Origin of the sequence: Bartonella harrusi (genome assembly GCF_024297065.1) — a bacterium.
GTDB lineage: Bacteria > Pseudomonadota > Alphaproteobacteria > Rhizobiales > Rhizobiaceae > Bartonella > Bartonella harrusi.
Genome location: NZ_CP101114.1, coordinates 760215 through 782367 on the forward strand (window position 1 = coordinate 760215; position 22153 = coordinate 782367).

The following is a 22153-nucleotide window of genomic DNA, read 5'->3' on the forward strand; positions in this document are numbered from 1 at the left end:
CTTTTAAGAAAGGTAGCATATTAAGGGAGACAAATAACTCTTTATTCTTCACCCATAAATTGTGGAAACCAACTTTCATAGGCTTTTGTAAGTTTTTCTACTGAAAGAGTTAATACTTCATCTATACTGAGAGAACTCCCTTCAACTATACCAAGCTCTGTGAAAGGAATAGCGCTTACTTGTGCAAGTTCTTTAAGTTGATCGAGAGCATGAGGTTTGATGGCTAAGAGATAACGGCCTTGATCTTCTCCAAAAAGCTCTGCATGATGCGGTACTTTGTTGCTTAATTTGGCTTTAATTCCTTTCCCTGCTTTAATGATCATTTCTGCAAGTGCAATGGCTAATCCTCCATCAGAAAGATCATGAGCGGCATGGATAAAACCGCGATGAATAACATCTCGAACAAATTGACCATGCTTTTTTTCAAGCTGTAAATCTACATGGGGGGGAGCGCCTTTATCAATATTCAAAATGTGACGTGCGTAGATTGATTGTCCCAAATGAGAGCCACATTCTCCAATTAAAACAATACTATCTCCATTTTGCATACCATTGATTGTTACCATTTTGGACCAGTCGTCAAGAAGCCCTACACCAGCGATGGTTGGTGTGGGAAGGATTGCTTCTCCATTGGTTTCATTATAAAGGGAAACATTGCCTGAGACGATAGGGAAGTCGAGAATTCTACAAGCTTCACCTATGCCTTTAATGGCGAATACCAATTGTCCCATAATTTCTGGTTTTTCAGGATTACCAAAATTAAGATTGTCTGTCGCTGCGAGTGGTATTGCACCTGTTGTACTGATATTTCTCCAGCATTCTGCGACAGCTTGTTTCCCTCCTTCGTAAGGATCAGTTTCACAATAGCGTGGTGTAACATCAGAAGAAAAAGCAAGAGCGCGTTTGTCACTGTTGCTTATGCGAATGATTCCTGCATCACCTCCTGGATGAACAAGAGTATTTCCTTGAATAAGCGTATCATATTGTTCATAAACCCATCGCCGTGAACTTTGATTAGCAGAATTTAATAAGCTAATGAGTGCATTACCAAGATTTTCAACTCTCTCAACATCTTCTATTTTAAGCGTTGGTTGTTTTTTTGGTTCACTCCAAAGGCGATCATAAACAGGTGCTTCATTACCGAGCTCTTTAATGGGAAGATTGACGACCTCTTCTCCTTGATGCAATACACGGAAACGCAAATCATCTGTTGTTTTTCCAATAATAGAAAAGTGAAGCCCCCACTTATGAAAAATTGCCGCTGCTTGTTTTTCTAATTCTGGTTTTAGCACCATAAGCATGCGTTCTTGGCTTTCGGAAAGCATCATTTCATAGGCGGTCATATGTTCTTCACGAACAGGTACTTTATCAAGGTTAAGCTCTATTCCTAAATTTCCTTTTGCTCCCATTTCAACCGCAGATGATGTTAGCCCCGCAGCGCCCATATCTTGAATAGCAACAACAGCTCTAAGTTCCATGAGTTCTAAGCAAGCTTCAAGAAGACACTTTTCTGTAAAAGGATCACCGACTTGAACGGTTGGGCGTTTTTCATCGATTGAATCATCAAATTCGGTGGAAGCCATTGTTGCTCCACCAACGCCATCACGTCCTGTTTTGGCTCCAAGATAAACAACAGGAAGCCCTACGCCTTGTGCTTTGGAATAAAAAAGAGAGTCTGTTTTCGCAATACCAGCGACAAAAGCGTTAACAAGGATATTGCCATTGTAACGCTCGTCAAAATTTATTTCTCCACCAACCGTTGGAACACCAAAAGAATTGCTATAGCCACCGATTCCAGAAACAACACCAGAAACAAGATGGCGTGTTCGTGGGTGGTTAGGAGATCCAAAGCGCAAGGCATTCATAGCTGCAACAGGGCGGGCTCCCATGGTAAAGACATCACGTAAAATACCTCCTACACCTGTTGCCGCACCTTGATAAGGTTCAATGTAAGAGGGATGGTTGTGACTTTCCATTTTGAAAACGACACATTGGCCTTCACCAATATCAACAACGCCAGCATTTTCACCAGGTCCTTGAATGACACATTTTCCCTCTGTTGGGAGAGTTTTAAGCCACTTTTTAGATGATTTATAGGAACAATGTTCGTTCCACATGGCAGAAAAAATTCCAAGTTCAGTAAATGTTGGCTCTCTTCCAATTAAAGTGAGAATACGTTGATATTCATCATCTTTTAAGCCATGTTGGGCAATTAATTCTGGTGTAATGACGATATTATTGCAAGGATTCATGAGGACTTTACCCGTTCAATTAATTGAAATTTAGCATTTTTATTATTTTAAATCCAACAGCTCAAGTTTTAAGTGTTTTGGTGGTTTGATAAGACAGAAGTTCATAAAACATCCACTGAAATATTGGTTATTTGCAGCGTGAATTTAAAAATGAGAAATAGTTTTTGAATATTTTTTGTATGTTAAAAGAAATACCATCTATTTTATCCATAAAATGTTTGATTGAGACATTTACTTTGTGTAGGAGATGCTCAAATTTTTGACTTTAAAACAATGAAAAAATACCCTACTTTTTATCGTCATCCATTTGCTAATTCTAAAGCACTTTGAAAAAGTAAACGGCCATCCGTACCACCATGTGCAGGTTCAATGAAGTTTTCAGGATGAGGCATCATACCAAGAATATTACCAGCTTTATTGATGATACCGGCAATATCGTGAATTGAACCATTAGGGTTTGTTTTTTCTGCATAGCGAAAAACAACTTGTCCATTGTCTTCGATTTTTTTTAAGGTTTCATTGTCAACAAAATAATTTCCATCGTGATGTGCAACAGGACAGCGAATGATCTGTCCTGTCGAATAGAGACGAGAGAATCTTGTCTTGGCATTTGCTACTTCAAGCTTTATTTCACGACAAACAAATTTTAATGAAGCGTTACGCATTAAAGTACCAGGCAACAATCCAGCTTCCAACAAAATTTGAAATCCATTACATATGCCGATTACTGTAACACCTTTTTCTGCTTTCTCACGAACAGCTTGTAAAACCGGTGTTCGTGCACCAATAGCTCCACACCTTAAATAGTCTCCGTAAGAAAAACCGCCAGGGATAACGATGACATCGACGTTTGGAATTGTCGTATCCGTTTGCCAAACCTTAAATGGCTCAGTTCCTGTTATATGATGTAATGCAGCAACCATATCTCGATCACGATTGAGTCCAGGTAACTGAATGATGGCCGTTTTCATGAAGAGTCCCCACTTAAAGAAGTTCTATAGTATAATTTTCAACGACAATATTTGCCAGTAACTCTTCACACATCTTTTCAAGTTTTTGCTTTGCAGCTTCAGAAGGCTGATCATCAAGCACGATATCAAAAATCTTTCCTTGGCGAATGGAATGAATGTCTTTGAAATCTAAACTTTTTAAAGCACCGACAATTGCTTCTCCTTGTGGATCAAGGACGCTGTTTTTTAAAGTAACTGTAACGCGTGCTTTCATTTCTTATTTCCTGTTTACAAAATCTCTCTTTCAAGAGATGTCTTTACTGATGATAAGGTAACATAACGTCACCTTGTTGTTTATTTTACCAAAACTGGACCACTTGGTCGTGGAGGCTCATTTTCATTGATGATACCAAGGCGTTTTGCAACTTCTTGATAAGCATTAATAAGCCCCCCCATATCACGCCGAAAACGATCTTTATCCATTTTTTCTTGTGTTTGCATGTCCCATAACCGAGCAGAATCAGGTGAGATTTCATCAGCAAGAACAATGCGCATTGCTTCATCTTCCCATAAGCGGCCAAATTCCATTTTAAAATCAATAAGTTGAATATTAACGCCGGCAAAAAGTCCAGAAAGAAAATCATTAATACGAATCGAAAGTTGCATAATGTCTTCTATCTCTTGTGGAACAGCCCAACCAAATGCCGTGATATGTTCCTCCGTCACCATTGGATCGTCAAGAGAATCATTCTTATAATAAAATTCGATAATAGATTGTGGCAGAGCCGTTCCTTCTTCTAACCCCAAACGTTTAGCAAGGGAGCCAGCGGCAACATTACGAACAACAACCTCCAAAGGGATAATTTCAACAGCTTTAATAAGCTGTTCGCGCATATTTATACGCTTGATAAAATGTGTTGGAATACCCAAACGACTAAGATGGCTAAAGATATGTTCCGAAATGCGGTTATTTAAAACCCCTTTGCCATCGATAATTTCATGTTTTTTTGCATTAAAGGCCGTTGCATCATCTTTAAAAAATTGAATATAGGTTCCTGGTTCAGGTCCTTCATATAAAATTTTAGCCTTGCCTTCATAAATACGGTGGCGACGATTCATCATGATTCTCTATTTATTTGAGAGGTTTTAATAGCATTGATAACTAAGACTATCCTAATTGGTAGAAATTCTCAATGATTGCTATAGCATTTCTTGTCATTTTTTTCATGGAGACTTTAGCAAAAGGAAATGAAACTGCATAGAGACAATGAGAATATTTATTTCCCTTGAATCAGATTTTTGCGAGGAAATGGGAAAGAACCATAAGTCCTTCAGGCCAAGGTCCATGCCCAGATTTTGCATTAATATGGCCTGATTGTCCCGCATCAATAAACAGTGCCCCCCAATCATTGGCAAGTTTTTCTGCTACTGAGAAGTGACAAAACTCATCATTTCGGCTAGCTATAACGACAGAAGGGAAAGATAACTTTTTGCAATGGTAAGGACCAAATGTCATTAAATGTTTGGGGCGTATTTTTTCATTCGTTACATCTGGAGGTGCAACCAAAAAGGCGCCACAAATTTTTTCTGCGTTTTGTTGTATTGCATGAAGAGCTGTCGGAACACCTAAGGAGTGAGCAATAATCATAATGGGTTTTTGAGCTTGTGCAATGGCACTTTTAACTTCATTGACCCATTCTTCATAAATAGGTTTTGACCAATGCTTTTGTTTAACACGGCGAGCTGTAGATAGTTTTTTTTCCCATCGTGTTTGCCAATGATCAGGACAAGATCCTTTGTAACCAGGAACAATAAGAATATCGAGTTGATTTGCTTTCATAAATTGTTTCTTTCATTACAACAGGTTTTGTATCATAGATGAAAAATAAGATGCTGGTTTCTTGTAGAAGAATTTCGTTATTTTCCAAAAACGCGTTTAAAAATTGTATTGATATGTTTTGTGTGGTAGGAAAGGTCAAATTTTTCGCGGATTTCTGCTTCACTTAAAGCCTTTGTTACCTCTTTGTCGTTGAGCAACTCTTCTAAAAAATCTTTTCCTTGTTCCCAAACCTTCATCGCATTTCGTTGGACAATTTGATAAGAATCTTCACGACTGATTCCAGCTTGCGTGAGAGCTAAAAGTACGCGTTGTGAATGAACAAGTCCTCGAAACTTATTGAGATTTTTTTGCATATTTTCTGGATAGATAATTAAATTTTCAATGACAGATGTGAGTCTGTCAAGAGCAAAATCAAGTGTAATGGTTGCATCAGGGCCAATATAACGCTCAACAGATGAATGAGAAATATCACGTTCATGCCAAAGTGCGACATTTTCCATTGCTGGGATTGTAAAGGCACGTACCATACGTGCTAATCCCGTTAAATTTTCTGTTAAGACTGGATTACGTTTGTGCGGCATAGCAGATGAGCCTTTTTGTCCAGGTAAGAAGTGTTCTTCTGCTTCAAGAACTTCTGTTCGTTGTAGATGGCGTATTTCTATCGCTAATCTTTCAATAGAGGAAGCAATAACACCAAGTGTGGCAAAAAACATGGCGTGACGATCGCGTGGTATTACTTGGGTAGAAATCGGTTCAGCACGCATTCCCAGTGCTTTTGCTACATGTTCTTCAACGCGTGGGTCAATATTAGCAAACGTTCCTACAGCTCCTGAAATAGCACAGGTAGAAATTTCTTCTCGTGCGGTAAGAAGACGTTTGCGACATCGAAAAAATTCAGCGTAGGCAAGGGCGAATTTTACTCCAAATGTTGTCGGTTCGGCATGAATACCATGACTCCGTCCAATGGTAATTGTTTCTTTATGTTCAAAAGCACGTTTTTTTAGCGCTTCAAGAAGTAGATCTATGTCTTTTAGCAAAAGATCACTGGCGCGCATCAATTGAATATTAAGCGTTGTATCTAGAACATCGGATGAGGTCATCCCCTGATGAATAAAACGTGCTTCTGGTCCAATAAATTCAGCGAGATGTGTTAAAAATGCTATCACATCATGTTTTGTAATTGCCTCAATTTCATTAATGCGATTGACGTCAAATTCTGCTGCTGTTCCTTTTTTCCAAATGATCTTTGCTGCTTCTTTTGGAATAATTCCTAGTTCAGCTAAGGCATCACAGGCATGTGCTTCAATTTCAAACCAAATACGATATTTTGTTTGAGGCGACCAAATTGCGACCATTTCAGGACGAGAGTAACGCGTTATCATGATTTTTTCCTTATTGTGAGAGAGTTGCTGCTTGGCGCAATGCATTAATACGTGTTTTATAAAGTTCTTTACTGCCATTTTTATAAATTGCAGAGCCAGCAACAAATACATTTGCACCAGCTTTTGCAGCAATCCCGATTGTATCAACGGTGATACCACCATCAACTTCAATATCAATAGGTCTGTGAGCAATCATGTTTTTGACACGTTTGATTTTATCTTGCATTGTTGGAATGAAACTTTGCCCGCCAAAACCAGGATTGACGGTCATGATGAGAATAAGATCTAAATGATCAAGCAAATATTCAAGGATATATTCTGGTGTGCTTGGATTAATCGCAATGCCTGCTTTTTTCCCACTTTTTTTGATTATTTGTAATAAACGATGAAGATGGGGACTTGCTTCAGCGTGAATGGTTATAATATCTGCACCCGCTTTTGCAAAAGCTTCAAGATAAAAATCTATGGGTTCAATCATCAAATGAACATCAAAGATTGCTTTGGTTAATGGACGGAGTGCTTTGACGACATCAGGACCAAAAGTGATATTAGGAACAAAGTGGCCATCCATGATATCAAGATGGAGCCAATCTGCACCAGCTTCAACAACGTCCACTATTTCCTGTCCAAGTTTGGAAAAATCAGAAGCTAAAAGTGAAGGTGAAATGAGATGAGAATGGGGCATTAATGTCTCCTCGATTGGCTCTCTTTATCATGTAGTTTCGTATACTAAAATAACTTTTATGTTATGACATGGAAGAAAAATATGTGTAATAGATCTTTTTATAACAAAGAGCATTTGAAATTTTAAAGCTGTATAAGTGAAGGATATGTCAAATCATACAACACATTTAATGTCTGAAATTCAACATAATATTACTGTTTCTTCGCAAGAATATCGGGATGCTATGAGCCATTTCGCAGGTGCTGTGCATATTGTGACAACCGATGGTCTTAAGGGAAGGCGAGGGGTAACTGTTTCAGCATGTTGTTCTTTATCTGATGATCCCCCAACGCTCCTTGTTTGCCTTAGGCGGCATAATCCTAAGAATCAGTTATTTGTAGAGAATGGAATTTTTTGTGTTAATAGTTTGTCAGGGAAACATCGTTTATTAGCAGATGCCTTTTCTAGGCGTTGTAGCTCCACACAAAATGAATATTTTGATATAGAGCAATGGGGGACTTTACAGACTGGTGCTCCTAGTCTCTTAGATGCTTTAGCATCTTTTGATTGTCGTTTGATTTGTTGGCATGAACATGCAACCCATAGTGTTTTGATTGGTGAAGTTGTTGCTATCAATCGCAGTCAAGAAAAAGACGCTTTGATGTATTTAAATCGTGAATATCATACTCTTCTTTTGTAGGGATTTTTATTTTTTGCATATTAAGATGATTTGTTGTTGATACATTTGAAGCTGAGCTTAATCAATAGGGAGGATTGTTTTACATGATGTTGAATGTCTGCGTTTTCTTCTATTTATAGGCTTATAGGTGTTTGTTACAAGAAAAGGGTAGAAATATCTTGACCTAGAGTTATGACAAGAGAGTGTGTGTTATACAAAAAGTGGCTACAGATTTTCATTATGATGGCTTTAAACCTATTTATCGGTTGTTATAAAAAGGCATTTTACTCTTGTGTTGATCGTTGTTGCACAATATATAGACCGCACATACCATATACGGAGGTTTTTATGGCATGAGCGAAGAGGTTGGTGATCAATATCGCCCTAGTGAAGATGAGCCTTTTATGAATGAACGGCAAAAGGCATATTTTCGTGCTAAATTGGTTTCTTGGAAGAATGATATATTAAGAGAGGCGCGTGAAACTTTAGAAAATTTTCAGGAGGAGAATGTTGGTCAGCCTGATTTGACTGATAGAGCATCTTGCGAAACGGATCGCACAATTGAATTACGTGCTCGTGACCGTCAGAGAAAGCTTATTTCAAAAATAGATGCTGCTTTGGAGCGTATAGATAATGGAACTTACGGTTTTTGTGAGGAAACGGGTGAACCCATCAGTATAAAACGTCTTGAGGCGCGACCAATTGCATTTTTATCGTTAGAAGCACAAGAACGCCATGAGCGACGGGAAAAAGTTTATCGTGATGATTAGAGTTGATGAGGGTGATAGATAAATACAGAGTGGTAAAATTTATGTATTTTATTTTTTAAGGGGAGGGATAAACAAAGAGGGTTCTTGTCGTCCTTCAATTTCGGCGGTAATTGCTGAGTCTTCTACGTTTTGATTCGTAAAAGGATTGGAGTTTTCCTCCTTCATCTGTTCTTTTTTTACGGAAAAGGATTTTTCTTCGCTAAGATTGAGAGGAGAATTGGTTCCTGTTGTTATTAAGGTTGGCTGTGTTTCGCTTCTTTGTATGATAGACGTATTGGTGATATTGGATTCTACAACAATATCTGTTAATCCGCCAATAAGAAGTAAATGCTCTTTATCATCACAACGGATCAAAACAAGGCGACGTGTGCGGTCTATGGCAATTGTCTCGCAAAGTGTTAATCGCGATAGGGACTTTTTTCTGTTGAACATGGATTTTCCTCTTTTTAAACGGCGTAAAAAGAGGATGATTGTAGCAATAGCTGTGATTGTTATTATGAAAAATATAAAGCTTATAGTTACGTTAGCGGTGGATGCGCCTATTTGGCTTGATAACCAGACATACATAAAACTTCTCCCATTTGAGAATGAAATAATATTTTCTATTGAGATGTTTGTAAATATACCTTCAAAAGGTTCACTTTTGATATAGGAAGAGAGACTTTTAACATTGAGTGATTTTCTTTAGAAAGATATATATTGATATACGCTTCATAAAAATGATTATAAAGGGAGTTTGTGGCATAAAAAACGGCTATAATCAAGGCAAAGTGAAGATGGATAAAGGTTTTGAAAAGAGCGAGAGATCGTCGTCTTTTTCTCTATATCGAAGAGGCGTGATTCTCTGTATTGTTTTTATAATAGTTTTTCTATTTATTATAGGAATTTTAAATTTTTTTTATCCGCAGAGTTATTTACAAAAAGCTGGATTAGTCTCTTTTTTGACTTTAGCTGTTATAGGGGTTGTTGCGCTTGTTTTGTGTGGGATTGGGGTGTTAAAATATAATGCAGCGCAGTGGTACGATGAACTTGATCTTAGTATCTTTAATAACACTGATGATGCAATCATTGTCTCTGATTTGTCAGGTTTTGTTCATTATTCTAATCAATGTTATCGGAAAATTCTTACTTATAAGCCTCAAACCTCTTGTTATGTGGTTATTGCTGATCTTCCAGGAGCTGGCGCACTTTCGTATCGTTTAAAGGTTGCGGCATGCAGTCATCTTGCCGCACAGGAAGAATTAAGAGTAGAGCAGTCGATTTTTACCCATTCTACAGATAAAAAAATATTTTGGTATAATATCTCTGTTCAACCAATCACAAAACGTGGGAAAAAGCTGTTATTTTGGCGCATTGTTGATATTTCGCATCTACAGGAATATCGTGAAGTTTTTTTCTCAAACCTTCAAGAAGCTATCAATCACTTAGATCAAGCTCCTGTTGGTTTTTTATCCGTTAATACACAAGGGGTGATTCTTTATGCAAATGCGGTTTTTGCTGAATGGTTTTCCATTGATTTGGCAAATTTTACTGTTGGTCAATATCGTTTTGATCAATTTTTAAAGAGCGTTGGCGCTCATAGCACATGGAGTGATATTTGTTTGCAAAGCAACAAATATCAAAGTTTAGGTTACTCCTTGCCTTATATGTTTTCGTTATGTTTAAATTCAGAGGCTGCTGAGAAGAAAACATTGAATTGTTTTATCTGTGCTTCTTCTCTCTCAGAGAATGAAGCTATTTATCGTATTGTAATAATCCCACAACAAATACAAAAGAGAGAAAATGATGATCAATTAAAATTACCCAGTGCATTGTTAGAGTATTTTGATGGGAGTCCCTTTGCGATAGCTATGGTCGATCAGACAGGACAATCCCTTCATATGAATAATGCCTTTTCATCCCTTATGGGATGTATGGGCAAAACGTTTAATTTTTATGATGTCATCTCTCATCGTGATCATGCGCAGTTAGAACGTGCATTGCAAAAAACTACGACAAATAAAAATTATACAACTTCGATAGAAACCGTTTTAAAAAATAATGAAGAACGTCATGTGCGTCTCCATATTATGTCTGTAAAGTTATATGATGATGATGTCTTAAGAGATTTTGCTATTCTCTCTGTTATAGAAACAACAGAACAAAAAACACTTGAAGATAAAATGGTGCAAAGTCAGAAAATGCAGGCTGTTGGGCAATTGGCTGGCGGCATTGCGCATGATTTTAATAATGTGTTAACAGCAATTTTGATGTCATGCGATCTGCTTTTAAATACACATCGTAGTTCTGATCCAGCTCATGCTGATCTTATCAATATCAAAAATAATGCCAATCGCGCTGCTGCACTTGTACAGCAATTATTGGCTTTTTCTAGAAAGCAAACGCTTCGCCCTGAAAAGGTTGATTTTACAGATTTTTTATCAGATATGCGCAATCTCATTTTGCCTCTTTTAGGCAATAATATTCAATTGAAAATTGTTCATGGCAGAGATTTGTGGAGTGTTGAAATCGATCAAGGGTCTTTCCAGCGTGTTATTATGAATTTAGTCATTAATGCACGGGATGCCATGCCAGATGGAGGTGTTGTTACAATTGCAACAAAAAATATCACAAAGCAACAGAGTGCGGAATTTGATCATGTTGGTTTTGGAATTGGTGAGTATGTGCAATTAACTATTTCAGATACAGGAACTGGTATCTCAGCTGCTGCACAAGAAAAAATGTTTGAACCATTTTTTACAACAAAAGAAGTTGGAAAAGGAACAGGACTTGGTTTATCGATGGTTTATGGAATTATCAAACAGACAGGTGGTTCTATTTACTGTGAGAGCCAAGAAGGCGAAGGGGCAACATTTCATATCTTTCTTCCTCGTTATATTCCTGATATCCGTGATGAAATCCCCTCGCAGAATGAAAAAGTGGAAGAGCAAGAAAAAAATACAGATTTAACAGGATCTGCGACTGTTTTATTGGTTGAAGATGAAGATTCTGTCAGAATAGGTGGTGTAAGAGCCCTTCAAATGAGAGGGTATACTGTTTTGGAAGCAGCAAGCGGGGTGGAAGCACTTGCTGTTCTTGAAGAAAATAAAGGCGCTGTTGATATTATTGTTTCCGATGTTGTCATGCCAGAAATGGATGGTCCTACTTTGCTCAAAGAGTCGCGTAATAAATATCCTGATATTAAATTTATTTTCGTTTCTGGGTATGCGAGAGACGCTTTTACTAAAAATCTTCCACAAGATGCTGTTTTTGGCTTCTTGTCTAAACCCTTTACACTCAAACAGTTAGCGATAACAGTGAAAGAAACACTTGAACAATAAAAAAATTATTTAATAGAGAAGTGCTTTATTTTAAGATTTTTGAGACAAAAAGTCAGACTGTCTTAAAAGGATAAACAAAAACAATGTATAAAATGCGTAAAGAAAATCAGTAAAGGTATTGTGGAAATTGAATATAAGAAATTTAAAAAAAGCTTATAGGTTCTTATGAAAGATTTGTTAGGACAGCAAATTCTGTTATTTAAAAACGTTGTCATAGAGGATGTTGAGATAAATTCTAAATGCAATCCTGAAAGGTGCTGTTTGATATAATCAAAAGGACAAAAGCTGTTGTTGAGGATCTAGCATTGTGTCGTTTCCTTCGATGAAAGCTTTTAGAGCCGCGGAATAGAGTTTATGTTCCACTTTAAGAACTCTTTGGGTTAAGCTGTCAGGGGTATCATTTGGACAGACTGGAACGGCTGCTTGAGCAAGAATCTTTCCTGCATCCATGTCTTCTGTAACAAGGTGAACAGTGCAACCAGTGATTTTAACGCCTGCTTGTAAAACTCTTTCATGCGTATTTAAACCTTTAAATGAAGGTAAAAGAGAAGGATGAATGTTTAAAATTCGTCCTTCATAAAGTTTTACGAAATGTTGTGAGATAAGACGCATATAACCAGCAAAGCAAAGCAGATCCGGTTGATATTGGGCTAAGACCATCAAGATAGATTCTTCATGTGCTTCCTTTGTCGGATAACTTTTGCGATCAATAACATGAACAGACAAGCCATTATGATGCGCCTTTTCAATACCAGCAGCATGAGGACTGTCACAAATAACCGCAACGATTTCCGCAGGATATTCCTGTTGTTTGCAGGCATCGGCAAGGGCAACCATATTGGACCCGTTGCCAGAAATAAAAACTACAATCTGTTTTTTCATAAGTGAAGTCTACCTTCGTAGAGTATTCTTTTATATTGATGTTTTTTCAAAATGCCAAGAAGGGTGACGGTTTCTCCTTGCATTTTAAGTGCTTGTGTCACTTTTTCAACTTTATGTTGTGCTACAATAACAATCATGCCAATGCCGCAATTAAATGTACGTAGCATCTCTGTTTCTTCTATTTTTCCTTGTTTTGCAATCCATGAAAAGACAGGTGGAACATTAATGGCAGAAAGATTAATTTCAGCACACAGAGAAGAAGGAAGTATCCGTGGAATATTTTCGGGAAATCCTCCCCCTGTAATATGAGCAAGAGCTTTTATTCCCATATCATTTTGCATGATAGGAAGAAGCGCTTTTACATAAATGCGTGTTGGTGTAAGCAATGCTGTACCAAGGCTGCTTTGAGGATTAAAAGGGGCTGGCGATTCCCATTTTAGATTACTTTGTTGAGTGATTCGTCTTATGAGAGAAAAGCCGTTGGAATGAACTCCAGATGCGCTGAGGCCTAAGATGATATCGCCTTCTCTAAGGTCTTTTGAAGGAAGTAATGCGTTCCGTTCGCATGCTCCTACAGCAAAACCTGCTAAATCATAGTCTCCTTCTGCATACATCCCCGGCATTTCTGCAGTTTCTCCGCCAATGAGAGCAGCGCCTGCTTGTTTACACCCTTCCGCAATACCGGAAACAATTGCGGCCCCCTGATCAGGATTAAGTTTACCAGTTGCAAAATAATCGAGAAAAAAGAGAGGTTCAGCACCTTGCACGAGGAGATCATTGACACACATAGCGACGAGATCAATACCTACAGTATCATCAACACCTATTTCAATGGCAATTTTTAACTTTGTTCCCACACCATCATTGGCGGCTACGAGAATGGGATCTGTGAAGCCCGCTGCTTTTAAATCAAAGAGGCCCCCAAAGCCACCAATTTCAGCATCAGCTCCTGGTCGCTTTGTTGAGCGTATGAAGGGTTTAATTTTTTCTACCATGGCATTACCCATATCGATGTTTACACCGGCCTTTGCGTAGGTAAGTTCACATTTGGATTCATCATTTATGATTTCTTGATTGCTCATTGGAGCCTTCCTTATGAAAAATCAGGTTTTGACGTTATGCAATGCCATGATAGAGTTATCTCTGCAAGAGATATTGATTATTTACCATTTAAGAGAAAATAAGCAACTCTGCTTAAGACCTATGTTGAAGAAGTTTATAATTTTTGTGAAGAGTTTTTTAGGATATTTTATGAGCAAGATATCAGATAATCATGGACATTCTTCTTGGCAGCTAATGAAAAAGAAAGTTAGTAAGAGTGTATCCCATGATCGTTATAAGACTTATGTGCCAGCTTATACTCAAATGCCGCTACCGAATAATATAAAAAAACAAGTTTTTTTCTGGCTTGGTACGTTGATCTTTTTCATTCTTTTTATGTTTGTTTTTGGGTCTATTTTGCTTCCTTTCGTAGCAGGTATTGTGTTGGCTTATTTTCTGAATCCTATTGTACAATTGCTTGAAAAAATTGGTATTCGTCGTGTTTTTGGCACTATTCTTATTACCTTGTTTATCATTGTTTTTTTTGTTGCTGCTTTAATCATTTTAATTCCTATTATCACTTGGCAAATACAGCAATTTATGAGTGACGGTTTGCCTGTTTATGTGAATCGTATTCAAACTTTTTTTGTTGAACATGATTTTGATTGGGTTAGACGCTATTTTGGCAGTGATCCAAATGAATTACAGAGTAATATTAAAGGGCTTTTGGGAAAAAGTTCTGATTTTATTACCTCTCTTTTAAATTCACTTTTGAAGTCAGGAAAGTCCATCGTTAATCTCGTTAGTCTCTTTGTGGTCGCTCCTGTGGTGACATTTTATATGTTATTAGATTGGCCGCGTATGGTTGCAACTGTTGATTCGTTGATACCGCGAGATCATCTTGAAACTGTTCGTAGTATTTTTCATGAAATAGATCGAGCTATTGCTGGATTTGTTCGGGGACAGGGAACAGTCTGTTTAATATTAGGAGGATATTACGCTATTGGTCTGACGATTACAGGACTCAATTTTGGTCTTTTAATTGGTATGTTTATTGGCCTTATCAGTTTTGTCCCTTATATTGGTACAATGAGTGGTTTTTTACTTTCAGTTGGTGTTGCATGGGTTCAGTTTTATCCGGATAATTGGGGATGGATTATCGTTGTTGTTGTTCTCTTTTTAATTGGCCAATTTATTGAAGGTTACATTCTTCAACCAAAACTTGTAGGGTCATCAGTAGGACTACATCCTGTATGGTTGATGTTTGCACTTTTTGCGTTTTCTTCACTTTTTGGATTCACGGGTATGCTTGTTGCTGTTCCTGCGGCAGCGGCTGTTGGTGTTTTAGTTCGTTTTGCTCTTCATACTTACCTTAATTCTCAGTTATATTCGCGAAATGGAAACTCGGAGTCACTAGAATGAATGGGAGTGAAACGCAATTACCCTTAAACTTTTCTTATAATTCAGCTTTTCAATTTGATGATTTAGTGGTGACGGAAAGCAATCGTATGGCTTTTCAACTTATTGATCATTGGCCAAACTGGATCTTACCTATCGCAGTGTTGGTTGGAAAGGAAGGATCTGGAAAAACCCATTTTTCTCGTGTATGGGCACAAAAAGCTGAAGCCTTCATTGTTCCCTGTAATGAAATTGATCAGGCTGTTGTAGTGGCTTCTTCAGGAAGATCTTTTTTAATTGAGGATATTGATGCAGGTGAAATCAGTGAGACAGGACTTTTTCACTTAATTAATAGCATTAAGCAAGCAAATCTTGATGCTTGTCGCGCTACTTTGTTGATAACAGCACGTACAGTTCCTTCTTTGTGGGATTTAAAGTTAAAAGATCTAAAAAGTCGCCTTAATTCGGTTATGTTAGTGACCATTAATCAGCCTGATGATGCATTGTTAACAGCTGTTGCTTTTAAACTTTTTTCTGATAAACAGATTATTGTTCATCCAGATGCTGTTTACTATCTTGTAAGGCGTTGTGAACGTTCTTTATTTGCATTGAAACGTGTAATCGATTCTGTTGATCGGTTAGCATTACAGAGAAAAAGTAAAATAACGCGTGCTGTTATTGGTGAAGTTCTTAACATGCAAATACAGTAAACGCTTTTTATCATGGTTCAGATTATTCAAGAAAAAGTGCTTGTGTTCTCTTGGTTGTTATAGTGTGAAGACAGACAGTGCCATGATTTCAGTTCTCAGCCTTTTAAACATTTATCGAGGGTAAAGAAACACGTGTTTTCATTTATTTTTTTCCAGGGTGTATTTTTATCATGTGTTTAATATGCATTATTTGAAGAATTATGGATAAGTGCATTGTTTGTTGACATGGGTCAATTCTTTCTCTTGTGAATCCTCTTTTCTTTTTTCTGTAATCAATGTGTTCTTTTGCAGAAATTTTTTTTAAAAGTCATTTTTCCTGTAAAGAAAAGCAATAAAATTAAATAAAAATGTGTTTTTCTCTTGCACTTCTGTTATTAAGATTTTAGGAAATATGCATTGGATCAATGTAGATGGCGGAGCGTAGCGCAGCTTGGTAGCGCACCTGATTTGGGATCAGGGGGTCGTAGGTTCGAATCCTATCGCTCCGACCATGTTTGATGTTATATGAAAAAATGGCCCAATTGGGTGCGTGTGATGGGAGGGTTATCGTTCAAGCCCTGTGTATTCTGAAGGAAAGTGATCATGATCGCACGTATTTATAGTCCTGCGAAGACAGCAATGCAGTCGGGTAGGAGGAATACTGGTTTTTGGATTTTGCAATATGAGCCGTTACAGGAAAAGATGCGTGATCCTCTTATGGGATATACGGCGACATCTGATATGAGTAATCAGATAAGAATCCAATTTAATAACAAAGAAGAGGCAATTGCTTTTGCACGCAAGAATGCTATTCCCTATCGTGTAGAAAAAGCACATAGGCTGATTCGGCGTGCTGTTTCTTATTCTGATAATTTTCGCAGCGATAGACAGCAATCTTGGACGCATTGAGTGAAAGGTGTTATGAGGAATTGGGAAATGATCAGTTGGTCCCGTAGCTCAGCTGGATAGAGCAACGGCCTTCTAAGCCGTGGGTCACAGGTTCGAATCCTGTCGGGATCGCCATTCAATCTTTAAGTATAAATAACTTATTGATTTTCCATATGTTTTTTTAAGGTGCGGGATACATGAATAAAGGTTAGGGAATAGGGTTTTCTAACATTCCTCCGCAACACGAACATTTTTTTGGCTTTTCTCTTCTCTAATCGCTTCTAATATTCCTTTGAAGGATTCCAAATCCTGTTGTGAAAAAACCTTTAAAAGTCTCGTAAACATGCCAATGGTTTCACGACACAAGGGATCAGACGACTTGATGGTAAAACTGCTGCGACAAGCATCTGATTCTCTCCTTAAACGGGCGGCTGCCTCTTGATTTAAAGCGTAAACCTCTATGATCTTTTCTTCCATGCCAACCGGTACAGATTTTTTGCCAATTTCTACTGATGATAAAAATGGGACAGAGATGTCTAATTTCTTAGCCATATCTAAAAGACGTTCAGAGTGATCTATGCGAAGTTTGCGTAAGGTTTTACCAAAGGGTGTAATCATATAAAAAATCCTATGAAACAAATGAACATTCACCCTGATTCTAGCATATTTGAAAATTATTTCTCTCAATTATTAAGAAAGATTTCTTTTCAAAGGGAAACTATTTTAAGAGAGATGTGGAGGAACTAACTCTTTGAAAACCACTGTTTTAAATGGGCAAAAACATTGTCTATCGCATCCATAATCCGAGCAAAATCAAGGATGAGTAAAAAGAGAAAAAAGGCTATCCACTTCATCAAACGAGACATCATTTTTACATTTTGATAAGTGATGATTATTTCTTGAAGCATTTCTTTTTCTGCTTCTGTAAGCGCGGTGTTTTTTTTAGTGTTTTTTCTAGCCATGTTTCCACCCACATAAATATTCACCCTGCTTGTTATGCTTTAAGATCTCTCTTGCTAAGTTTGAACTGATGGCGTGGAGATCTTGGCGCTCCAAATATATCGGCAACCACCCTACACAAGAAGAAGCAACTTTATTTGTCGCGCAACCAGTGAGAGAGATCAGTACGCACATCAGCATCACTTTTTTGATTAATTTCATTTTCTACCTCAAGCCGTGTTGTCGCACTCTTTAAAGTCTTTTCTGTTTGCTTTTGCTGTTCAGTTCTTTTGCCAAGAACAAAAGCTTTTGCTAAAATCATAAAAAAAGCGGCTAAAGCCGCACCTGTTAGCATCAGATTTTTTTTTCATCCATAAGATCATAATTTGTGTTCCTGAAAGCGTTTGGCGACACAGAAAAGACCGGCACAGGCGGCTAAAACCATAATGGTTGCCAATGCCCATTGGATAGGGCCATTGCCCGCTAACAAACCTCCAAGTCCTGAGAAAGAACCAATGATGGGGGCAAGGGCTTCTGCTTTGAAAATCCCCATTGGCTGTTTGGTTTCTACTGGTTGATAATTGGAGGAAACATAAGCGCCTTTTGCCCATAAGCCTGCTTCTGCTGTCCGCCGGTGGACGAGACCTTGAAGGCGCTTTCCATCCGCTTTGGTCCATTTCTGTAATTCAGAGGGCACTGCTTCATATTCACCTTGATTGAGTTTTTTTAACAGTGTCGAATTGCAAAAGGCTGCTGTTCCTACATTATAACAAAAGGAGACGAGTGCTGCGAATTGTTCGTCTGTTAAGGAAACTTGAACGGCTTGTTCAACAGTGTTCTCAAATTGTTGCAAATCACGGCAAAGAAACTCTTCGGCTTGTTCTTCAGTGATTGTCATGCCCTTATGAACAAAGGGTTTTCCAGCAGCGTTTGTATGCCCATAACCAATGGTCCATATACCAATGGCATCTTTATAGGCGTGTAGACGCAAGCCCTCCCATTGTTTAATAAGTGCAAGTCCTTCTGATGATATTTTTCTCATAGGTTTCTCCATAAAAAAAGCTCTACACAAGGCAGAGCTGGATTTAAAAGGTTGATCTCTTTCCTCTTCTAAAGGATGATATTTTACGATGTAACGGGGGCATTTCCGCGAAGATTATTAAATTTTTGTTTCATGTAACTTTTTTTCGTGTTATACGTTACATGAAACATAGTGGAGGTTTTCTTATGGCTACAATGCACGTCAATGAACGCGTTCAAAAACATCGTAACGCACAAAGGAAAGCAGGATTGCGCTTGATGCAAATTTGGGTACCAGATACACGCCAACCAAACTTTGCAGAAGAGTGCCGCCGGCAGTGTCGCTTGGTAGCAAAAATGGATAAAACAGATACATCTATGCAATTATTTATGGATCAATCTTTAGTGGAAGTTGATGGCTGGACAGAATGAAGCGTGGATCTCTCGTAACAATAGCGATGCAGGGTGATTTTGGTAAACCAAGACCTGCATTAATAATTCAAGCCAATCAATTCAGTGAACATACAAGCGTAACAGTTTTACCAATTACAAGTACACTTATTGCAGCGCCATTACTTCGCATTACTATTCAACCAGATGCCAAAAATGGTTTACAAAAGCTTTCACAAGTGATGATTGATAAGATCATGACGGTAAGATGCGAAAAGGTTAGCCCAGCTTTCGGTTCTATTCATGCAGATAAAATGGTAGAAATTGAACGCTGTTTGGCTGTGTTTTTGGGAATAGTAAAATGAAAATAGTGAAGACATTTTTGTCTTGACAAATATTCGTTTATAAACGAATATACATCATGTTTGAAATACGTCACTACCTTACTTCTGATGGCAAAAACTTGATAACTGATTGGCTGCGAAAGCTCCGTGATGTACAGGCTAAAACTGCTATTATTCGCCGTCTTAATCGCTTAGAGCAAGGAAACTTTGGCGATTTTTAGCCGCTTCGTGATGGTGTTCATGAACTGCGTATTAATATTGGTCCTGGTTACCGAGTTTATTATGCACAGTCTGGAAAGACCGTATTGTTGCTATTATGCGGCGGTAGCAAAAAAACACAAGATACTGATATCACTCGCGCATGTGCTTTCTGGCGTGATTGGCAAAACCGTGAAGATTAAAGGAGTGCAAAAATAAAAGACTGTAACCATGATGATGCAATGGCGGGAATTTTCTATGATGACCCTGAGATAGCAGCAGCTACCCTTGATGCAATCCTAGCAGATGGTGATCAAGGTGAATTGCTTGTAACACTTCGCCAAATGGCTAAAGCTTATGGTGGTGTTCAAGCTGTAGCTAAAGCAGCCAACTTGAATCCCACACAGCTTTACCGTACACTTTCAGAAAAAGGCAATCCAGAGTTTCGCAGCTTGAATGCTTTACTGCGTACCATGGGATTTCGCTTAGCTGTACAGCCTCTTGAACGACCAGTTCCACACGTTTAATCTGTTGTATTGAGTGTATTAATTGTCTTTTTAAACAACAGTGTTTTATAGCAAAACATGGTAGCTTATTATGTATCTCCCTCATCCATATGTATGACGCCTTCACCTTCATCATATGCATTTTGTGGAGCGTTTGGATCAAGAGTATCATCCTTATCTGGCGTTGTGTTTGCAACAATTCCAGCTGCATCTTCTTGTCCTTCATCAAAAAGTTCGCACTCTATTTTTGTGGTGTAACCACCCGTTTTATCAAGCTTGTGCTTGACGCTTTTGATGCGCCATTCTGCTGGTATATAAGGACGGAAAGGGGGATCTTGAACAAGTTTTGCCTCTGCTTGCACAAAGGGATCACCACCAATATCACAGGAGAAAGAAGATTTCCCCCGTGACGATTTGTTACGATAAGCGGCAATAGCTGCAACAGCCTCTGATTGATTATGGTAGGTATATTTGAGTTCATGAAACGGCGAATGACCGGATTTGACTTCTTTCTTTTCACCACTGCGTAGATCATAATAGGTTGCGATAACGCCGCCTTTTTTCTCTTGTTCTTGCTTCTCCGCTTCTTTTTCTGTTTTTTCTCCTCTTTCTGGTTCAGATGGTTCTGGTAGATCATTTTCATCCATATGGATGGCGTTTTCATCCTCCTCTATCTCTTCTGGTGCACGTGCATCCGCTGCGGCTTTTTGGTCCTCACCATCATCCGTTTCTAAACCATTGGCTGCACCTGCTTCATCCCGTGCACTGTATTTAAAATCCCAAGAGGTGCACTGTTCCTCATGAAGAACCACTACGGGAAGTGTCTCGCCGGTGATGGCTTTGCCTTCTCCCCGTTTGGCAAGGACTAGCTTACCATCAACAGGCTTTGCTACCGCATCATATTCCTCTGCAAGGCGGGCGGCAAAAGCCATATCACTTTCAGCGGTTTGATCAATATGACGCACAACAATTTTTGCAAGAGAAGGGTCAACTTTTGCGGTGTAACCATTACGCTGTGCGATTTCTTGAACAATATGGCCAAGTGTTTGCTGGTGATAAGATTGGCTTTTGGGTGTTCTATAAGACGTGTTCATTGCTGCGGCGCGCCCTGTAACAGTTAAGCTTTGCGGTGGACTGCTTACAGAGATTTCATCTATCAGATATGCTCCCATATCGCGTATTTTGCCGCTTTCATAGCCAAGTGTTACGGAAAGAACTGTTCCAATGAGGGGTATATCAAGAAAGCCATTATCACTATTGCGTGCACGGTCATCAAGCTCTATGGTGATACGGTCGCTTTTGTCTTCTGCCTCATCGGTTATTTCAATTGATAAAACATAATTCATGAGAGTTTTGGTGATGTCTTGTCCATTTGCCATAACCATGCAAAAAGGTTTCATGATTTGCTGCCCCAAATTCTCATCACCGGTGTGGCCTTGGGATAGGGGAGGGAGGGCAAAATGATTGTGATGCCTGCTGTCAAAATGGGTCCATGGTCTGCAAGCCCAAAATTTGCTGCATAGACCCGTTCGACAGCAAGCGCTTGTTGACCTTTGGCATAATATTTCCAACAAATGGCATCAACCATATCGCCTTGTTTTGTTCTATAAAGATCACTCATAGGTCTTCACCATACTCTCTCAGTTTTACTGTAAATTCTTGTTTTTTGGGGGCACCGTTATGATGAAAAACGCTTTGCTTTTCCTCCACGGAAAGGATAACAAATTTGCCTAAAATTTTGCCTTGCCCTGTTACAAGAATGTGAGGTCCCTGATGGGCGATTTGCCGCAAATATTCGAGTTGTCCATGCCCACCTTTGAAGTCTGGATAAATCACACCCGTTAAGAAAAATTCCGCATTTGCAACAGCAGGCAATTGAAGAGCCGCTTTTCGTCCCAATCGTCCTTGCTCGACCCATGGCACGCCATAAGACAGATCAAGAGTTTGATAGGCTGCTGTTTCAATTGAAAAAATAAAACCACCCAAAGCAAGCATCATGGT

26 protein-coding genes, 2 tRNA genes and 2 pseudogenes are annotated in these 22153 nt (G+C 38.6%); 12 read left to right on the top strand and 18 right to left on the bottom strand.

Annotated elements, in window-relative coordinates:
* Nucleotides 1-41: 41 nt before the first annotated feature.
* From purL to rpe, 7 genes are all read right to left on the bottom strand, one after another.
* Nucleotides 42-2252 carry a phosphoribosylformylglycinamidine synthase subunit PurL gene (gene purL, locus NMK50_RS03435; RefSeq protein WP_254770887.1) on the bottom strand — a complete coding sequence of 737 codons (2211 nt, stop codon included), beginning with the start codon at nt 2250-2252 and terminating at the stop codon, nt 42-44.
* 299 nt (nt 2253-2551) lie between these two features.
* The gene (purQ, locus tag NMK50_RS03440; protein ID WP_254770888.1) at nt 2552-3223 is read right to left on the bottom strand and encodes a phosphoribosylformylglycinamidine synthase subunit PurQ; all 672 of its coding nucleotides are present in this window, start codon (nt 3221-3223) and stop codon (nt 2552-2554) included.
* A gap of 13 nt (nt 3224-3236) precedes the next feature.
* Nucleotides 3237-3476, bottom strand: coding sequence for a phosphoribosylformylglycinamidine synthase subunit PurS (gene purS / locus NMK50_RS03445; RefSeq protein ID WP_254770889.1), 240 nt, complete (start codon nt 3474-3476; stop codon nt 3237-3239).
* Nucleotides 3477-3556: 80 nt separating this feature from the next.
* Nucleotides 3557-4321, bottom strand: a complete 765-nt coding sequence (gene purC, locus NMK50_RS03450) for a phosphoribosylaminoimidazolesuccinocarboxamide synthase (protein ID WP_254771172.1) — start codon at nt 4319-4321, stop codon at nt 3557-3559.
* 172 nt (nt 4322-4493) lie between these two features.
* A complete protein-coding gene (locus tag NMK50_RS03455; protein WP_254770890.1) occupies nt 4494-5042 on the bottom strand; it encodes an RBBP9/YdeN family alpha/beta hydrolase in 549 nt (182 codons plus the stop codon).
* Nucleotides 5043-5119: 77 nt separating this feature from the next.
* The gene (gene purB / locus NMK50_RS03460; RefSeq protein ID WP_254770891.1) at nt 5120-6424 is read right to left on the bottom strand and encodes an adenylosuccinate lyase; all 1305 of its coding nucleotides are present in this window, start codon (nt 6422-6424) and stop codon (nt 5120-5122) included.
* 10 nt (nt 6425-6434) lie between these two features.
* Nucleotides 6435-7109 (bottom strand): ribulose-phosphate 3-epimerase, encoded by a 675-nt coding sequence (rpe, locus tag NMK50_RS03465; RefSeq protein WP_254770892.1) that lies wholly within the window; start codon nt 7107-7109, stop codon nt 6435-6437.
* 145 nt (nt 7110-7254) lie between these two features.
* On the opposite strand from rpe, the gene NMK50_RS03470 reads away from it, so the two are divergent.
* Both NMK50_RS03470 and dksA read left to right on the top strand, forming a co-directional pair.
* Nucleotides 7255-7788: a flavin reductase gene (locus NMK50_RS03470; protein ID WP_254770893.1), complete on the top strand. Its 534-nt coding sequence runs from the start codon at nt 7255-7257 to the stop codon at nt 7786-7788.
* Nucleotides 7789-8120: 332 nt separating this feature from the next.
* On the top strand, nt 8121-8537 hold the full coding sequence (dksA, locus tag NMK50_RS03475) for an RNA polymerase-binding protein DksA (protein ID WP_254770894.1): 417 nt from the start codon (nt 8121-8123) through the stop codon (nt 8535-8537).
* Nucleotides 8538-8585: 48 nt separating this feature from the next.
* On the opposite strand, the gene NMK50_RS03480 is transcribed toward dksA, so the two are convergent.
* Nucleotides 8586-9104 (bottom strand): flagellar biosynthetic protein FliO, encoded by a 519-nt coding sequence (locus NMK50_RS03480; RefSeq protein ID WP_254770895.1) that lies wholly within the window; start codon nt 9102-9104, stop codon nt 8586-8588.
* A 209-nt stretch (nt 9105-9313) separates the two neighbouring features.
* Between NMK50_RS03480 and NMK50_RS03485 the strand changes: the two genes are divergently transcribed.
* A complete protein-coding gene (locus tag NMK50_RS03485; RefSeq protein WP_254770896.1) occupies nt 9314-11857 on the top strand; it encodes an ATP-binding protein in 2544 nt (847 codons plus the stop codon).
* 270 nt (nt 11858-12127) lie between these two features.
* On the opposite strand, the gene purN is transcribed toward NMK50_RS03485, so the two are convergent.
* Both purN and purM read right to left on the bottom strand, forming a co-directional pair.
* Nucleotides 12128-12739, bottom strand: a complete 612-nt coding sequence (gene purN / locus NMK50_RS03490; RefSeq protein ID WP_254770897.1) for a phosphoribosylglycinamide formyltransferase — start codon at nt 12737-12739, stop codon at nt 12128-12130.
* Entirely contained in the window at nt 12736-13821 is a 1086-nt protein-coding gene (purM, locus tag NMK50_RS03495) for a phosphoribosylformylglycinamidine cyclo-ligase (RefSeq protein WP_254770898.1), read from the bottom strand. Before purM ends, purN begins: the two co-directional genes overlap by 4 nt.
* 169 nt (nt 13822-13990) lie before the next feature.
* On the opposite strand from purM, the gene NMK50_RS03500 reads away from it, so the two are divergent.
* The 5 genes from NMK50_RS03500 to NMK50_RS03520 all read left to right on the top strand — a co-directional run bounded on the left by NMK50_RS03500 (nt 13991) and on the right by NMK50_RS03520 (nt 16890).
* Nucleotides 13991-15202, top strand: a complete 1212-nt coding sequence (locus NMK50_RS03500; protein ID WP_254770899.1) for an AI-2E family transporter — start codon at nt 13991-13993, stop codon at nt 15200-15202.
* A complete protein-coding gene (gene hdaA, locus NMK50_RS03505; protein ID WP_254770900.1) occupies nt 15199-15888 on the top strand; it encodes a DnaA regulatory inactivator HdaA in 690 nt (229 codons plus the stop codon). Before NMK50_RS03500 ends, hdaA begins: the two co-directional genes overlap by 4 nt.
* A gap of 414 nt (nt 15889-16302) precedes the next feature.
* Nucleotides 16303-16379: transfer RNA gene (locus tag NMK50_RS03510), tRNA-Pro, on the top strand.
* A gap of 91 nt (nt 16380-16470) precedes the next feature.
* On the top strand, nt 16471-16776 hold the full coding sequence (locus NMK50_RS03515) for an ETC complex I subunit (protein ID WP_254770901.1): 306 nt from the start codon (nt 16471-16473) through the stop codon (nt 16774-16776).
* Nucleotides 16777-16813: 37 nt separating this feature from the next.
* A tRNA-Arg gene (locus NMK50_RS03520) sits at nt 16814-16890 on the top strand.
* A 90-nt stretch (nt 16891-16980) separates the two neighbouring features.
* Here the strand turns inward: NMK50_RS03520 and NMK50_RS03525 are convergent.
* From NMK50_RS03525 to bgtA, 5 genes and pseudogenes are all read right to left on the bottom strand, one after another.
* The gene (locus tag NMK50_RS03525; protein ID WP_254770902.1) at nt 16981-17373 is read right to left on the bottom strand and encodes a helix-turn-helix domain-containing protein; all 393 of its coding nucleotides are present in this window, start codon (nt 17371-17373) and stop codon (nt 16981-16983) included.
* Nucleotides 17374-17498: 125 nt separating this feature from the next.
* Nucleotides 17499-17717, bottom strand: coding sequence for a hypothetical protein (locus NMK50_RS03530; protein WP_254770903.1), 219 nt, complete (start codon nt 17715-17717; stop codon nt 17499-17501).
* Nucleotides 17710-17916, bottom strand: a complete 207-nt coding sequence (locus NMK50_RS03535; protein ID WP_254770904.1) for a hypothetical protein — start codon at nt 17914-17916, stop codon at nt 17710-17712. Before NMK50_RS03535 ends, NMK50_RS03530 begins: the two co-directional genes overlap by 8 nt.
* Nucleotides 17849-18077 (bottom strand): annotated as a pseudogene (locus tag NMK50_RS03540) (hypothetical protein). The gene NMK50_RS03535 and the pseudogene NMK50_RS03540 overlap by 68 nt, the downstream one beginning before the upstream one ends.
* On the bottom strand, nt 18074-18736 hold the full coding sequence (gene bgtA / locus NMK50_RS03545) for a gene transfer agent endolysin BgtA (protein ID WP_254770786.1): 663 nt from the start codon (nt 18734-18736) through the stop codon (nt 18074-18076). Before bgtA ends, NMK50_RS03540 begins: the two are co-directional and overlap by 4 nt.
* Nucleotides 18737-18921: 185 nt before the next feature.
* Between bgtA and NMK50_RS03550 the strand changes: the two genes are divergently transcribed.
* From NMK50_RS03550 to NMK50_RS03565, 4 genes and pseudogenes are all read left to right on the top strand, one after another.
* Complete coding sequence (locus tag NMK50_RS03550) at nt 18922-19146, top strand: antitoxin MazE family protein (RefSeq protein WP_254770785.1); 225 nt, start codon at nt 18922-18924, stop codon at nt 19144-19146.
* Nucleotides 19143-19469, top strand: coding sequence for a type II toxin-antitoxin system PemK/MazF family toxin (locus tag NMK50_RS03555; protein WP_254770784.1), 327 nt, complete (start codon nt 19143-19145; stop codon nt 19467-19469). Before NMK50_RS03550 ends, NMK50_RS03555 begins: the two co-directional genes overlap by 4 nt.
* Nucleotides 19470-19525: 56 nt before the next feature.
* Nucleotides 19526-19849: pseudogene (locus tag NMK50_RS03560) on the top strand (type II toxin-antitoxin system RelE/ParE family toxin).
* A gap of 12 nt (nt 19850-19861) precedes the next feature.
* Complete coding sequence (locus NMK50_RS03565) at nt 19862-20173, top strand: helix-turn-helix domain-containing transcriptional regulator (RefSeq protein WP_254770783.1); 312 nt, start codon at nt 19862-19864, stop codon at nt 20171-20173.
* Between the two features lie 68 nt (nt 20174-20241).
* Here the strand turns inward: NMK50_RS03565 and NMK50_RS03570 are convergent, their stop codons facing one another.
* The 3 genes from NMK50_RS03570 to NMK50_RS03580 are packed head-to-tail and all read right to left on the bottom strand — an operon-like array spanning nt 20242 to nt 22150.
* Nucleotides 20242-21552, bottom strand: coding sequence for a phage late control D family protein (locus tag NMK50_RS03570; RefSeq protein WP_254770906.1), 1311 nt, complete (start codon nt 21550-21552; stop codon nt 20242-20244).
* Nucleotides 21549-21773, bottom strand: a complete 225-nt coding sequence (locus NMK50_RS03575; RefSeq protein WP_254769780.1) for a tail protein X — start codon at nt 21771-21773, stop codon at nt 21549-21551. Before NMK50_RS03575 ends, NMK50_RS03570 begins: the two co-directional genes overlap by 4 nt.
* Nucleotides 21770-22150, bottom strand: coding sequence for a phage tail protein (locus NMK50_RS03580; RefSeq protein ID WP_254769779.1), 381 nt, complete (start codon nt 22148-22150; stop codon nt 21770-21772). The genes NMK50_RS03575 and NMK50_RS03580 overlap by 4 nt, the downstream gene beginning before the upstream one ends.
* Nucleotides 22151-22153: the final 3 nt, after the last annotated feature.